This window comes from Legionella septentrionalis, assembly GCF_003989745.1.
Taxonomy (GTDB): Bacteria; Pseudomonadota; Gammaproteobacteria; order Legionellales; family Legionellaceae; genus Legionella_A; species Legionella_A septentrionalis.
The window spans coordinates 12,496-27,368 of the sequence record NZ_RZGS01000013.1 but is presented as its reverse complement, the minus strand read 5'-3'; the positions used below and the strand labels follow the sequence as shown (position 1 = coordinate 27,368).

The following is a 14,873-nucleotide window of genomic DNA, read 5'->3' as shown; positions in this document are numbered from 1 at the left end:
CAGTCAATCATTCCCAATATAATTCTTACCGGATCGTTTTACTTGAATTTTTATTATTTGCATTATGCCGGGTGTTTGTTAAGATGCTGCGTTACTCAATGCATGAATTTAAGGAATCACGAGGAAGCGTCATGAAGCAAACCATGGTCATGGGCAATTGGAAAATGAATGGAAGCGCACAAACCGTTTCCCAATTATTAAAAGACATTTTGCAAATTTTGCCTGGCAATATGGATGCGCAGTGCGTGGTATTTCCTCCCGCAATTTATTTACCTTTGGTGCAAAGCTTGCTTGCAAACACGAGTTTGAGCTGGGGGGCACAAAATGTTTACCCTCGGGAAGCAGGTGCTTATACAGGGGAGCTTTCAGCTCCTATGCTTAGAGACTATCATTGTCGATATGTATTGATAGGGCATTCCGAGCGCCGCCATTTATTTCATGAGGGTGAAAAATTTGTTGCGGAAAAATTCCACCATGTAAAAGATCATGATATGATACCCGTTCTTTGCGTAGGGGAGACCCTGGAAGAGCGAAAACAAGGTTTGACTGAAGACGTGATAACTCGCCAATTGTTGGCGGTTACCCAAAATGGCTCGCATGTGTTCAGGAATTGCATCGTTGCTTATGAACCTGTTTGGGCAATAGGCACAGGACAAACAGCATTGCCGGAGCAGGCTCAGGAAGTTCATGAATTTATACGTAGCTTCGTTGCTCAGTACGACCAAGAAGGCGCGCAAAAATTGACTATATTGTATGGGGGCAGTGTCAATGATGAAAATGCTCGCACTCTTTTCGCCATGCCGGATATAGATGGCGGTTTGGTAGGGGGTGCATCGCTTAATGCCCAACAATTTGTGGAAATAGTGAAATGTATCAATTAGTATTAATGGTTCATGTGGTGATTGCCATTGTGATAATTGGCTTGGTGCTGATTCAGCATGGCAAAGGCGCGGACATCGGTGCGGCCTTTGGTTCGGGCGCTTCCAATACACTGTTTGGCAGTCAAGGCACTGGCGGATTTTTGTTTAAGCTTACGGGTGGTTTGGCTTTGACATTCTTTGTCACGAGTCTGTCTTTGTCTTATATGGTTTCTTCTCAATATCAAAAAGCTGAGCAGCAAGCTATACCTAAGCAAGCTACACTCCCGGACAATAAAATTCCTGTACCTGTTGATGGTACAAAGCAATAAATAGTATTTCTATTTCCTCATCAAGGATGGTGTTGGAGCACGGGTGACTTTGTTACAGTCACAGGATGAGATGAGATTTGCCGAAGTGGTGGAATTGGTAGACACGCCGTCTTGAGGGGGCGGTGGCGAAAGCCGTGCCGGTTCGAGTCCGGCCTTCGGCACCATTATATGAGCAATACGAATGATGTTATCTGAATATTTGCCTGTTCTTGTATTTATCATAGTCGGACTGGGGCTGGGCGCTGTTATGCTCGGTGCTGGTTCTTTGTTATCCACCCACAAACCCGATCCGGAAAAAAACGCTCCTTACGAATGCGGATTTGAGGCATTTGAAAATTCTCGCATCCCCTTTGACGTGCGTTTTTATCTGGTTGCCATATTGTTCATCATCTTTGATCTGGAAACTGCGTTTTTCTTCCCGTGGGCATTAGTATTGCGCAAAATCGGCTGGTTTGGTTTTTCTGCAATGATGATTTTCCTTGGTTTGTTGGTGATTGGCTTTATTTATGAGTGGAAGCGGGGGGCACTGGAATGGGAGTGATGGCTGCTTCAGAACTACAAAAAAATGGTTTTGTTACCACGTCGGTCGATAAATTGCTGGGTTGGGCGCGCAGTGGTTCCATGTGGCCGATGACATTTGGGTTGGCTTGTTGTGCAGTAGAAATGATGCATGTAGGTGCGGCCCGTTATGATCTAGATCGCTTTGGAATTATTTTCCGTCCAAGCCCCAGGCAATCTGATGTGATGATTGTGGCCGGAACCTTATGCAATAAAATGGCGCCTGCGCTGCGCAAAGTTTATGATCAAATGCCTGAGCCCCGTTGGGTAATATCCATGGGATCATGCGCCAATGGCGGTGGTTATTATCATTATTCTTACTCTGTAGTTCGTGGCTGCGATCGCATTGTCCCGGTTGATGTCTATGTACCTGGCTGCCCGCCAACGGCTGAAGCCTTGTTGTACGGGATTATCCAGTTGCAGAATAAGATTAAAAATAAAGCCGTTATTGAGGCTTAGGTTTGTTTGTAGAAGGGTCTGGAAATTCCATTCCAAGAGTTTGTATTAAAACTCTCTTGTTGCCGGCAAAGTAATCCATACTGAAAATCCAGAAGGCAGCGAGCTCTGAGCATATCAAGGTATAAATACATGACAAAAAGTGAACGTTTAATTGAATCCTTACAAACTGAGCTGTCTACATCCCTGTTATCCATCGAAGAAGCTGTAGGGGAAGTTACGATTGAATGCAGCTTACCTTCGTTGCTGAGTGTTTTGCAGCAATTACGCAATCATGAAATGTTTGCTTTTGATCAGTTGATGGATGTATGCGCAGTTGATTACTTGCATTATGGCGAATATGACTGGGAAACCGAGTCGGCTACCGAAAGTGGTTTTTCCCGTGGCGTGGAACCTTTAGAAGCCAAAGCTTACGCATTAAATAAGCCCCGCTTTGCTGTGGTATATCATTTTTTGTCAACCATTAAAAACCACAGATTGCGCGTCAAAGTTTTTATTGAAGAATCCCATTTGGTTGTGCCATCCGTACATCATATCTGGAAAAGTGCAAATTGGTTTGAGCGTGAAGCTTATGATTTATATGGTATTTTATTTGAAGGTCACCCGGATTTACGCCGCATTTTGACTGATTATGGTTTTATAGGGCACCCATTCCGCAAAGATTTCCCTCTCATTGGGCATGTTGAAATGCGCTACGATGCCCAGTTGCAAAAGGTTATATATGAGCCTGTGAGCATCGAACCCAGAACTCTGGTTCCGAAGGTTATCCGCAGTGACAACCGTTACGTTGATACGCATCAAGGGGTGAACCATGATTGAGTTGCAAAATTATACCCTGAACTTTGGTCCGCAACATCCGGCGGCCCATGGTGTGCTCCGTTTGGTTATGGAGTTGGATGGTGAAACCATTGTCCGCGCAGATCCGCACATTGGTTTACTGCATCGCGCCACAGAAAAGCTGGCTGAAAGTAAACCTTACATTCAAAGCATCGGTTATATGGATCGTTTGGATTATGTATCCATGATGTGCAATGAGCATGCCTATGTGCGTGCTCTGGAAAAATTATTAGGCATTGAAGCGCCACTCAGAGCGCAGTATATCCGCACCATGTTTGATGAAATAACCAGAGTATTGAATCATTTATTGTGGCTGGGAGCCACCGCACTGGATATTGGTGCGATGACAGTATTTTTATATTGCTTTCGTGAGCGTGAAGATTTGTTTGATTGTTATGAAGCCGTGTCTGGGGCACGCATGCACGCTACATATTATCGGCCAGGTGGCGTAGCGCGCGATCTGCCTGATTCCATGCCGCAATATAAACCATCACGCTGGCATAATGAACGTGAAGTCGAGAAAATGAATGCCAACCGCCAGGGCAGTTTGCTGGATTTTTTATGGGCATTCACCGAGCGTTTTCCTCGTTGCGTCGATGAATATGAATCCTTATTGACCGAAAACCGTATTTGGAAGCAACGTACAGTAGACATCGGCGTAGTTTCTCCCGAGCAGGCACTGGAGTGGGGTTATAGCGGCCCTATGCTAAGAGCTTCCGGTGTAGCGTGGGATTTGCGTAAGAAACAACCTTATGCAGCTTATGATAAAGTCGATTTTGACGTTCCAGTAGGTAAAACCGGTGATTGTTATGATCGCTATCTGGTACGGGTGGCAGAGCTGCGTCAATCCAACCGCATCATTAGACAATGCATTGAGTGGCTACGCAATAATCCTGGTCCTGTCAAACTCGATGATAACAAGGTCGTGCCTCCCCGTCGCAGCGTCATGAAACATGATATGGAAGCGTTGATACACCATTTCAAATTGTTTACAGAAGGCTTTACCCTACCGCGTGGCGAAGTGTACAGCGCCGTAGAAGCGCCTAAGGGTGAATTTGGTATCTATTTGGTTTCTGATGGGGCAAACAAGCCCTATCGGCTCAAAATTCGGGCTCCCGGATTTGCTCATTTATCAAGTTATGATGAGATGGTAAGAGGGCACATGCTTGCGGATGGTGTAGCTATTTTAGCCAGCCAGGATATTGTGTTTGGAGAGATTGACCGTTAGGTTATGTTTTGAGCTTAATGTCAAAATGGGTAACGGCTTAAAACAGAATTATTTAATGATAGGTTTAGAACATGTCTGCTAACTCAGAAAAATTACTGCGGCGGCTACTCAGCAGTGAACGCATGCAAGAGATTGATGCCTGGATTGCTAAATATCCGGCTGATCAAAAACAATCAGCCGTCATGAGCGCGTTGCGCATTGTTCAGGAACAATACGGATCCTTGACTCAGGAACTCATGGACGCAATAGCTGACTATTTAGACATGCCACCTATTGCAGTTTATGAAGTCGCTACTTTTTATACCATGTATGAGCATAAACCGGTTGGCCGCCATCTGCTTAATGTTTGCACCAATATATCCTGCCAACTATGTGGTTCTGCCAAGGTAGTAAATTACTTAGAAGCGAAGCTTGGCATTAATCTGGGTGAGACTACGGCAGATGGTCGTTTTACGCTGCGCTCGGTTGAGTGTTTAGGTGCTTGCGTAAATGCCCCCATGATGCAAGTAAACAAAGAATATCATGAAAATCTGACGCCTGAAAAAATTGACAAAGTGTTGGAGGCGTGTGAATGAACATACCAGTGCATGCAAGATTATATCCATTGTTGCTAAGCATGTGCATGGCGGATAGAGGTGGTTGTCATGGTTGAATTAAATCAAGTTTGTTACCGCACATTCCATTTGGAGAAACCTTGGACTTTGGAAGCATACCAAAGCCTGGGTGGTTACAGCGCCTGGCGGCGGATTTTGCAAGAGCAGACACCACCCCAGCAAATCATTGAAGAATTGAAACGGTCTGCTTTGCGTGGAAGAGGGGGCGCCGGTTTCCCTACCGGGCTTAAATGGAGTTTCATGAATCGCAATTCCCCTATCCAGAAATACGTGGTATGCAACTCGGATGAAGGCGAACCTGGGACATGCAAAGATCGCGATATTTTGCGTAAAAACCCGCACCAATTGATTGAAGGCATGGCGATTGCTGGTTATGTAATGGGTGCTACAGTCGGTTACAACTACATCCGTGGTGAATTCTGGGAGCCTTACGAACGCACAGAAGCGGCTCTTAGAGAAGCTTATGCTGCAGGGCTTCTCGGTAAAAATATTTTGGGTTCCGGTTTTGATTTTGATTTATACAATCATTTAGGCGCAGGCGCTTACATATGTGGTGAAGAAACGGCCTTATTAAATTCCCTGGAGGGGAAAAGAGGCATGCCGCGCTTTAAACCACCGTTCCCAGCCAATTATGGTTTGTATGGTAAGCCGACCACCATTAACAACACGGAAACATTTGCCTCTGTGCCGGTGATTATGGAAAGAGGCGGCGAATGGTTCTTAAACTTGGGCAAACCCAACAATGGCGGCACGAAATGCTTCAGCGTCAGCGGTCATGTGAACAAACCGGCTAATTTCGAAATTCCTTTGGGTACCCCGTTTAAAGTATTGTTGGAGTTGGCAGGCGGCGTACGGGAAGGGCGCAAGATCAAAGCAGTCATTCCTGGCGGTACCTCTATGCCGGTACTGCCCGGAGATGTCATGATGAATTTGGACATGGATTATGACAGCATTCAGAAAGCAGGTTCAGGCTTAGGTTCAGGGGCTGTCATTATTATGGACGAGACCACTTGCATGGTGGATGCTCTTTACCGCATTTCCGAATTTTATATGGATGAATCGTGTGGGCAGTGCACTCCCTGCCGCGAAGGGACTGGCTGGATGGTGCGCTTGCTGCATCGCATCAAACATGGACACGGCGAGCCAGGTGATATAGAAAAATTGGTTAATGTAGCGGATAACATCGAAGGGCGTACTATTTGTGCCTTGGGGGAAGCCGCTGCCTGGCCTGTACAAAGCTTTGTAAAACATTTTTACCAAGAATTTGATTATTTCATTAAACATAAACAATCAAGTGTTGTTGGTGCAGGGGAACCCTTGCATTTTTAATCCATCAAATTTGCTGCTGTGCAAGATGAAATAAGCTTGGCGCAGGACAGACTGATGTATAAGTATCAGGTATAAAGCAATAATGCTGCATACAACGGCACTAGCCAATATTAATGAGTAAAGTTAAGTCTATTTAAGAAGGTTTAATAATGGCCACCATTGAAATCGACGGAAAAACATTAGAAGTAGAAAACGGTAAAATGATCATCGAAGTTGCTGATGAGGCTGGAATTTATATTCCCCGTTTTTGTTACCACAAAAAATTGTCAGTGGCTGCTAATTGCCGTATGTGTCTGGTTGAAGTGGAAAATGGCCGAAAGCCAGTGCCTGCATGCGCTACTCCGATTACCAATGGCATGAAAGTATTCACCAAATCCGAAGAAGCCATCCGTTCACAACAAGCGGTTATGGAATTTCTTTTAATCAACCACCCCTTGGATTGTCCTATATGCGATCAGGGTGGAGAATGCGAATTGCAAGATGTCTCCATGGGATTCGGTGCAGATGGTTCAGAGTACGACGAGAGCAAACGTGCAGTTACTGATGATGATCTTGGGCCATTAATCTCGACTGAAATGACTCGCTGTATTCACTGCACGCGCTGCGTTCGCTTCGGTGATGAAGTGGCAGGACTTCGCGAATTGGGAGCCACGAATCGTGGTGAAAAAATGCAAATCGGGACTTATGTCAAACACAGCATCACTTCCGAAGTTTCGGGAAATATCATTGATTTGTGTCCAGTCGGTGCTTTGACGTCAAAACCTTACCGGTTCACAGCCAGACCTTGGGAGTTGGTACAGCATGAAGGTGTAGCGCCCCATGATTGCCTGGGTTCTAATGTGCATTTGCATGTGCGCCGCAATCATTTAATGCGCGTAGTCCCTAAAGAAAATGAATTGATTAATGAAACTTGGCTTTCTGATCGCGACCGTTTCAGTTATTTAGGATTAAACAGCCCTGCCCGTGCCAGTCGCCCGATGATTAAGCGCGACGGGCAGTGGGAGCAGGTAGACTGGGAAGTAGCTCTTAAATTTGCTGCAGAAGGAATGAGCCGTGTTATCAAGCAGCATGGGCCGGAGCAGATGGCTGCATTTGCATCTCCTTCATCTACTCTGGAAGAGCTTTATCTTGTGCAAAAATTAATGCGTGAATTGGGTGTCCATAACTTGGATCATCGTTTACAGCAAAGCGATTTCCGCGATCAACACCAGCAAGCGGCCATGCCCTCCAGTTCATTACGTTATGCTGAAATTGAAAACCAAAATACCATTTTGCTAATAGGCTGTAATATTGATCGCGAAGTTCCTCTGGCAGGAATCCGGGTACGCAAAGCATTTCGCAATGGTGGAAAAATCTATGCCATCAATGTCATGGATTATGATTACCACTTCGATGTGGCGGAAAAAATCATTGTGGCGCCGCAAGATATCCCCATGCAGCTTGCCAGCTTGGTGAGCGCTTTGATAGGCGATCGCGGCGAATTGCCCGCAGAGGTACAAAAATTAATTATTGGCCTGACTCCGGATGAAAAGGTGCATACCCTGGCGCATGCACTTAGGCAGCCTAATGCAGCGATAATCACCGGTGCTATTTGTGAAAACCATCCGGATGCTTCTTTGTTGCGCACTTTGGTTCATATTTTGGAAACCATGGGCGGGGTACGAGTGTTGCGTTTAACCACGGGCGCTAACAGTGCTGGTGCATGGCTGGCCGGTATGCTGCCACATCGCGCTGCAGCTGCGAAAATGAGTGAACCTGCAGGATTGGATGTGCAAATGGCACTAAATGCCAAGTTAAAAGGCTATTTTCTAATGGCTGCAGAACCTGCTTTTGATTTTGACAATCCATATCGTACGCGGCAATCCATGTTGGCTGCCGAATTTGTCGTAGTGATGAGCGCTTTTCAGAATGAAGCCATTCAGGATTATGCAGATGTAATTTTGCCGATAGCGCCCTATGCAGAAACGTCAGGAACTTATATTAATGTGGATCACACTTGGCAAACCGTAAAAGGTGCTTTAGCACCCCACGGTGAATCGCGTCCTGCCTGGAAAATACTGCGCGTGCTAGGTAATCTTTTACACGTAAGAGATTTTGATTACCTTTCCTCAGAAGATGTGCTAAAAGAAATCAAAGAGCAGGCGGACATGATGTTAGAAACCCGCTATACGCCGTTTTATCCTGAATCTCTGCCGCAAGCACAAGAGCAATTGGTCCGCGTGGGCGAGTGGCCTTTGTATCGCTGCGATGCAATTGTGCGCCATGCGCTGGCATTGCAAGAATGCGCCGCCGCAGAATCTGCCTGCATTCATATTCATCCGAAAACTGCAGATAAGCTTAAATTAGATGAAACGGCTACTGTATCTCAGGGAGATATTGAGATAACATTGCCGCTTAAACGCGATGAGCGCATGGCCCCCGATGTTGTCTGGGTAGCAAATGCAATGCCTGAAACAGCAGATTTAGGCCATGCTTTTGCTGCAATAACTATCAAGCGCTAAGGTAAAAACATGCTACAAGATATCGGCATATTGCTGTGGATTATAATTAAAATTTTGGTAATTGTTGTACCATTGCTCCTGGCTGTGGCTTATTTGATTTACGCTGAGCGCAAGGTTATCGGTTATATCCAGGTGCGTGTGGGTCCTAACCGTGTCGGATTCCGCGGTTTATTACAACCTATTGCTGATCTTATTAAGTTGATTTGCAAAGAAATTATTATACCTACTCGTTCTAATAAATACCTTTTTATTATTGCCCCATTGCTTTCTTTAGCGCCTGCATTGGCAAGCTGGGCCGTCGTCCCTTTTCAGGAAGGTATGGTTCTGGCCAATATAAACGCCGGCGTATTGTTTTTATTTGCGATGAGTTCACTCAGCGTATATGGCGTGTTAATTGCCGGCTGGGCTTCAAATTCCAAATATGCTTTGCTCGGCGCTTTACGCAGTGCGGCACAAACGGTTTCTTACGAAATTTCGATGGGTTTTGCACTGGTGGGAGTATTGCTTGCTGCCGGTAGCATGAATCTTTCGGAAATTGTTTATTCACAACAGGGCGGTATCTTGCACTGGTGGTTCCTGCCATTATTGCCCTTGTTCATGGCATTCTGGATAGCCGGCATTGCTGAGACCAACCGCGCGCCTTTTGATTTGGTCGAGGGTGAATCTGAAATCGTCGCTGGTTTTCACGTTGAATATTCTGCGATAGGCTTTGCCCTGTTTTTCCTGGCTGAATATGCAAGCATGATTTTAATTTCAACCATCATCAGCGTTTTGTTCCTCGGCGGTTGGTTGTCGCCTTTTGAAGGCATCCCATTTTTAAATGACATCTTCTTCTTTGTTCCCGGGATTGTCTGGCTTTTGCTGAAGATTTCATTCTTTTTATTTGTTTATTTATGGATTCGGGCAACATTTCCCCGCTACCGTTATGATCAATTGATGCGCTTGGGCTGGAAAGTACTCATTCCTGTCACTATCGTCTGGGTTATTGTGACAGCCTTGATGGTGATAGCAGAAGTTAAGCCCTGGTTTTAAAGATTATTTTAAGTATTGACAAAGCAAATGAGCCGCTAATGAAAAATGCATATCGATACATTAAGCACTATATCCGCAGTTTTACACTGATAGAGCTTTTGGTTGGATTGGGAGTAACAGTCAAATATTTCTTCAAGAAAAAAATTACTGTGCAATTCCCTGAGGAAAGAACGCCGATTTCTCCACGCTTTCGCGGGTTGTTGGCTCTGCGCCGCTATGCAAACGGCGAGGAACGCTGCATTGCATGTAAATTATGCGAGGCAGTTTGTCCGGCATTGGCAATTACAATTGAGTCAGAGCCCCGGGAAGATGGCTCACGCCGCACCACCCGATATGATATTGATACATTTAAATGCATCTATTGCGGTTTGTGTGAAGAATCTTGTCCGGTTGATTCCATCGTAGTTACGCCTATTCAACATTATCACTATACAGAGCGTGGCCAAAATATCATGACGAAAGAAAAATTGCTTGCTGTAGGCGACTTAATGGAAAAACAATTGGCTGCAGATAGAAAAGCCGACGAAAAATACCGATAAATGAGGTAAAAAAATGCACGAATCATTGCTGCAATGGGTTTTTTATATTTTTGCTGGAATGTCTATATTTTCAGCACTAATGGTGATTACGCAAAATAATCCGGTACGTTGTGTGCTTTTTCTGGTGCTCACCTTCATCTTAAGTTCAGTTTTATGGATGCTAGCGGGCGCGGAATTCTTGGCTTTAATTTTGGTGCTCGTTTACGTAGGAGCAGTCATGACGCTCTTCCTGTTTGTGGTCATGATGCTTAATGTCGACATAGAATCCATGAAGGCTCATTTCATGAAATATTTGCCTTTTGGTTTAATGCTAGTGGCCTTGCTGGTTGCGCTTTTATGGGTTGCTATCCCGCAGGGTGCGTTTCAAACTGGTGTTGAAATGTCAGTAGCGGTAGACCGTGTGGTTAATGAAAGCCTGGTGCCTGCGGGAGATGCATTGCCCGAAAATATTTCAAACACCGAAAGCTTGGGCATGGTGCTTTATACCGATTATGTGTTTGCTTTTGAAATTGCTGCAGTTATTTTGCTGGTCGCCATAGTTGCAGCCATCACCTTGGTGCATCGCCGTCCCATGCGCTCGAAGCAGCAGAATGTCGTTCGCCAAATCATGACTCGACCTGAAGACCGGCTAGAGTTGGTTAAAATGAAGCCAGAAAATACGTAAGCTTTTAATAAAGTTAGTTTCTTGATTGAACAATGAGAATTAATCCTTGGGGAATTCTGCATGATACCGGTTACACATTACTTGATACTAAGTGCTATCTTATTTGGGCTGAGTTTAATTGGAATTATTCTCAATCGCCGCAACGTGATTTTATTGCTGGTTTGCATTGAATTAATGCTGCTTGCTGTAAACACTAATTTTGTGGCTTTTTCGCATTATTATGGCAGCCAGGCCGGCGAAGTCTTTGTCTTTTTTATTCTGACCGTAGCAGCGGCAGAAGCGGCAATCGGTTTGGCCATTGTGATGTTGCTTTACCGTAACCGCGGCAATATTGATGTAAACAAGATGAACCATTTAAAAGGGTAACAACGTGAGTATTTTACAGTGCTGTGTGATCATTGTTCTGGCACCTTTATTCGGTAGTGTGGTTGCTGGTTTTTTGCGTAAACAAATTGGCCGCTCTGGAGCCCATAGTGTTACCATAGTCGGTGTTGCCCTTTCTCTCGTGTTATCCCTTTATATCGCTTACATGATTCTTACAGGAGCAGCTCCTGCACTGAATATGAATTTGTACACTTGGGCGAATGGTGGAGCTTTATTCCCTTACAGTTTCAACATCGGTTTTTTAATTGATCCCCTTACCGTCGTGATGATGGTGATCGTCACTTTTGTATCCTTGCTGGTGCATATCTACAGCATAGGGTATATGGCGGACGATAGCGGCTATCAGCGTTTTTTCAGTTATATTTCCTTATTTACTTTCATGATGCTGATGCTGGTTACTGCCAATAACTTCCTGCAATTATTTTTTGGTTGGGAAGGCGTGGGGTTGGTTTCCTATTTACTCATCGGGTTCTGGTATGAAAAGGAATCGGCAATCCAAGGCAATTTAAAAGCGTTTTTGGTGAACCGTGTCGGTGATTTTGGTTTCATTCTCGGTATTGGTTTAGTGCTGGCTTACACAGGCAGTTTGGATTATGCAACTGTCTTTAATGGTGTAAGTTCCCTGGCTAATGAAAGCATGGAAGTATTTGCCGGACATCCATGGTCGGTTATCACCGTAACCTGTTTGTTGCTGTTTGTTGGTGCTATGGGTAAATCTGCACAAGTTCCGTTGCATGTATGGCTGCCCGAATCCATGGAAGGTCCTACTCCTATTTCAGCTCTTATCCATGCCGCTACCATGGTGACCGCTGGTGTATTCATGGTCGCGCGCATTTCACCCATGATTGAATATTCGATGACGGCTTTGAGCGTAGTACTAGTAATTGGAGCCACAGGCGCTTTGTTTACTGGCATATTAGCGTTGGTGATGAATGATATTAAGCGGGTTGTCGCTTATTCTACCCTGTCGCAGCTTGGCTATATGATGGTTGCTATGGGTGCATCTGCATTCAGTGCGGGTATTTTTCATTTACTGACCCACGCATGCTTCAAAGCATTGTTATTCTTGGCTGCCGGTTCCGTTATCATTGGCATGCACCATGAGCAAGATATGCGTAAAATGGGTGGTTTGTGGCGAAAAATGCCGATTACTTATCTAACTTTTTTAATCGGTACTTTGGCACTTTGTGCAATTCCTCCATTTGCCGGATTTTATTCCAAGGATACGATTATTGAAGCGGCGCAATTATCAGAAATTCCAGGAAGTGCTTATGCTTACTTTTGTGTCGCTGCCGGAGCAATGGTTACCGCACTTTATTCATTCCGCGCCTTGTTCATGACATTCCACGGTAAGCCGCGCATGGATGAGCATACTTGGTCTCACGTCCATGAATCGCCTTGGGTAGTTTGGTTGCCTCTGGTTATTTTAGCTATCCCTTCGATTATCCTGGGCTTCATTTTGTATATGCCTATGTTGTTTGCTGCCAATCCTTTGCTAAAAAGCTCGCTATTTGTCTTGCCGCAATACGATGTGTTGGCAAAAATTGCCGAAGAAGGGGTTTCGGCTTGGGAAGCTATCGCGCATGCTTTCGTTTCTCCCGTGTTTTGGCTGACATTAAGCGGTGTGTTGCTGGCCTGGGTGGCGTACGTAGCAGTTCCAACTATCCCTGCCGTGTTCGCCCGCACTTTTTCCTGGGTTTATAAGATTCTTAAAAATAAATATGGTTTTGATGCATTCAACGATGTGGTTTTTGTAAAAGGTTCAAAAACATTGGGTCAAATGTTTTACCGCATCGGCGATCAAAAACTGATTGATGGCATGATTGTAAATGGTTCGGCTAAAACAGTGAAATGGTTGGCTGTGAAAAGCCGGGTAATACAAAGCGGATATTTATATCATTACATTACAGTAATGGTACTGGGGTTGTTTGGATTCCTTTGCTGGTTATTGCTCGGCTAAGTATTGCGATTTAGGGTTATGTAACCTGGGCTAAAAATAAGGTAAGAGTATGCATCATTTGCTCAATTTGTTGATTTGGTTACCCATCATAGGCGGGGTGTTTGTTTTTCTAACTGGTGATGATAACAATCCGAATGTATCTCGGTATTTATCTTTATTTACGGTTATCTTAACCTTGCTGATTTGTATTCCGTTAATGGCTGGCTTTGATATTGATTCACCAGGTATGCAATTTGTAGAAGACATGGCGTGGATGCCTGCTTTGGGAATTCGTTACAGCCTGGGTATCGATGGTCTGTCTCTTCTCTTAATTATTTTGTCTATCTTTACCAATTTAATTGTCATCTTGGCTACCTGGGACAGTATTAAAAAGCGTATAGGCCAATACATGGCGGCTTTTTTAATCATGCAGGGCTTGTTGGTCGGTGTGTTTTCTGCTCTGGACGCCATTGTGTTTTATATTTTCTGGGAGGCAACTCTTATCCCTATGTATTTGATCATCGGGATTTGGGGTTCTGATAATCGCGTCTATGCTGCTATCAAGTTCTTTTTATATACATTTCTTGGCTCTGTGCTCATGCTTGCTTCCTTTTTATATCTGGGATATTTGGCAGGCACCTTCAAAATAGAAACATTGTATGCAGTTAAATTGGGGATGACTGCGCAAACTTTGATATTCATTGCATTTTTCTTAGGTTTTGCTATCAAGGTGCCCATGTTCCCGGTGCATACCTGGTTGCCCGATGCGCATACCGAGGCGCCAGCTGGCGGTTCAATTGTTTTGGCAGCCATTTTATTAAAATTGGGCGCATATGGGTTTATTCGCTTTTCACTGCCTATTGTTCCGGACGCATGTAATCAATATGCACCGCTCATGGTGGCTTTGTCGTTGATTGCAGTAGTTTATATTGGTTTGGTCGCAATCATTCAGCGCGATATGAAAAAGCTAATTGCTTACTCTTCCATTTCGCATATGGGATTTGTCACCTTAGGATGCTTTGCCATATTCGCCATTGCTAAAAACGGCGGATTGCAAAATGCAGGCCTGATTTTGGAAGGGGCTATTGTTGTAATGATTTCACACGCGTTTATCTCAAGCGCAATGTTCGCTGGGGTAGGTTATCTTTATGAGCGCATGCATACAAGGCAAATTAAGGATTTTGGCGGTGTTGTCAATACGATGCCGGTATTTGCCTCATTTTTCATGTTGTTTGCCATGGCTAATGCCGGGTTGCCAGGAACGTCTGGATTTGTCGGTGAGTTCATGGTGATCCTTGGCAGCATGAAAGCTGGTTTTTGGGTCGCCTTTTGGGCTGCTACTACATTAATTCTTGGCGCGGCCTACACTTTGTGGCTGTATAAGCGGGTAATATTTGGCCCAGTAGCCAATGAGCAAGTGGCGGAATTGAAGGATCTTTCCGGTTTTGAGTTTAGCGCTTACGCTTTATTGGCATTCATGGTTATTGTCATTGGCGTTTACCCTAAACCAATGGTGGATTATGTACATCATACGGTAAGTTATACCTTAGCTCAGGCAGAAAAATCCAAGTTGTAAGCGTCGTAACTTTTCGCATCTAATGAA

At 44.6% G+C, this 14,873-nt stretch carries 15 protein-coding genes and 1 tRNA gene; all 16 read left to right on the top strand.

The genetic code is table 11. The features are described 5' to 3' along the window. The first annotated feature begins 131 nt into the window (after positions 1-131). The 16 genes from tpiA to ELY11_RS06080 all read left to right on the top strand — a co-directional run bounded on the left by tpiA (position 132) and on the right by ELY11_RS06080 (position 14,846). On the top strand, positions 132-881 hold the full coding sequence (gene tpiA / locus ELY11_RS06155) for a triose-phosphate isomerase (RefSeq protein WP_127032705.1): 750 nt from the start codon (positions 132-134) through the stop codon (positions 879-881). Then, on the top strand, positions 869-1,189 hold the full coding sequence (gene secG / locus ELY11_RS06150; protein WP_127032704.1) for a preprotein translocase subunit SecG: 321 nt from the start codon (positions 869-871) through the stop codon (positions 1,187-1,189). The genes tpiA and secG overlap by 13 nt, the downstream gene beginning before the upstream one ends. 79 nt (positions 1,190-1,268) lie before the next feature. Continuing rightward, positions 1,269-1,353: transfer RNA gene (locus tag ELY11_RS06145), tRNA-Leu, on the top strand. Positions 1,354-1,373: 20 nt separating this feature from the next. Further along, a complete protein-coding gene (locus ELY11_RS06140) occupies positions 1,374-1,730 on the top strand; it encodes an NADH-quinone oxidoreductase subunit A (protein ID WP_126953459.1) in 357 nt (118 codons plus the stop codon). Further along, positions 1,730-2,206, top strand: a complete 477-nt coding sequence (locus tag ELY11_RS06135) for a NuoB/complex I 20 kDa subunit family protein (protein ID WP_126953396.1) — start codon at positions 1,730-1,732, stop codon at positions 2,204-2,206. Before ELY11_RS06140 ends, ELY11_RS06135 begins: the two co-directional genes overlap by 1 nt. 129 nt (positions 2,207-2,335) lie before the next feature. Then, a complete protein-coding gene (locus ELY11_RS06130) occupies positions 2,336-3,022 on the top strand; it encodes an NADH-quinone oxidoreductase subunit C (protein ID WP_126953395.1) in 687 nt (228 codons plus the stop codon). Then, on the top strand, positions 3,015-4,268 hold the full coding sequence (locus ELY11_RS06125) for an NADH-quinone oxidoreductase subunit D (RefSeq protein ID WP_127032703.1): 1,254 nt from the start codon (positions 3,015-3,017) through the stop codon (positions 4,266-4,268). The genes ELY11_RS06130 and ELY11_RS06125 overlap by 8 nt, the downstream gene beginning before the upstream one ends. 71 nt (positions 4,269-4,339) lie before the next feature. Beyond that, positions 4,340-4,843 carry an NADH-quinone oxidoreductase subunit NuoE gene (gene nuoE, locus ELY11_RS06120; RefSeq protein ID WP_127032702.1) on the top strand — a complete coding sequence of 168 codons (504 nt, stop codon included), beginning with the start codon at positions 4,340-4,342 and terminating at the stop codon, positions 4,841-4,843. A gap of 69 nt (positions 4,844-4,912) precedes the next feature. Beyond that, a complete protein-coding gene (gene nuoF / locus ELY11_RS06115; protein WP_126953392.1) occupies positions 4,913-6,211 on the top strand; it encodes an NADH-quinone oxidoreductase subunit NuoF in 1,299 nt (432 codons plus the stop codon). A gap of 149 nt (positions 6,212-6,360) precedes the next feature. Further along, positions 6,361-8,712: an NADH-quinone oxidoreductase subunit NuoG gene (nuoG, locus tag ELY11_RS06110; RefSeq protein WP_127032701.1), complete on the top strand. Its 2,352-nt coding sequence runs from the start codon at positions 6,361-6,363 to the stop codon at positions 8,710-8,712. Between the two features lie 9 nt (positions 8,713-8,721). Further along, positions 8,722-9,744 carry an NADH-quinone oxidoreductase subunit NuoH gene (gene nuoH / locus ELY11_RS06105; protein WP_126953390.1) on the top strand — a complete coding sequence of 341 codons (1,023 nt, stop codon included), beginning with the start codon at positions 8,722-8,724 and terminating at the stop codon, positions 9,742-9,744. Between the two features lie 38 nt (positions 9,745-9,782). Further along, positions 9,783-10,283, top strand: coding sequence for an NADH-quinone oxidoreductase subunit NuoI (gene nuoI, locus ELY11_RS06100; RefSeq protein ID WP_126953389.1), 501 nt, complete (start codon positions 9,783-9,785; stop codon positions 10,281-10,283). 13 nt (positions 10,284-10,296) lie between these two features. Continuing rightward, on the top strand, positions 10,297-10,947 hold the full coding sequence (locus tag ELY11_RS06095) for an NADH-quinone oxidoreductase subunit J (RefSeq protein WP_126953388.1): 651 nt from the start codon (positions 10,297-10,299) through the stop codon (positions 10,945-10,947). Between the two features lie 60 nt (positions 10,948-11,007). Next, entirely contained in the window at positions 11,008-11,313 is a 306-nt protein-coding gene (gene nuoK / locus ELY11_RS06090; RefSeq protein ID WP_126953387.1) for an NADH-quinone oxidoreductase subunit NuoK, read from the top strand. 4 nt (positions 11,314-11,317) lie between these two features. After that, entirely contained in the window at positions 11,318-13,291 is a 1,974-nt protein-coding gene (gene nuoL / locus ELY11_RS06085) for an NADH-quinone oxidoreductase subunit L (protein WP_127032700.1), read from the top strand. 49 nt (positions 13,292-13,340) lie between these two features. Further along, complete coding sequence (locus ELY11_RS06080) at positions 13,341-14,846, top strand: NADH-quinone oxidoreductase subunit M (protein WP_126953385.1); 1,506 nt, start codon at positions 13,341-13,343, stop codon at positions 14,844-14,846. The last annotated feature ends 27 nt before the right edge of the window (positions 14,847-14,873 follow it).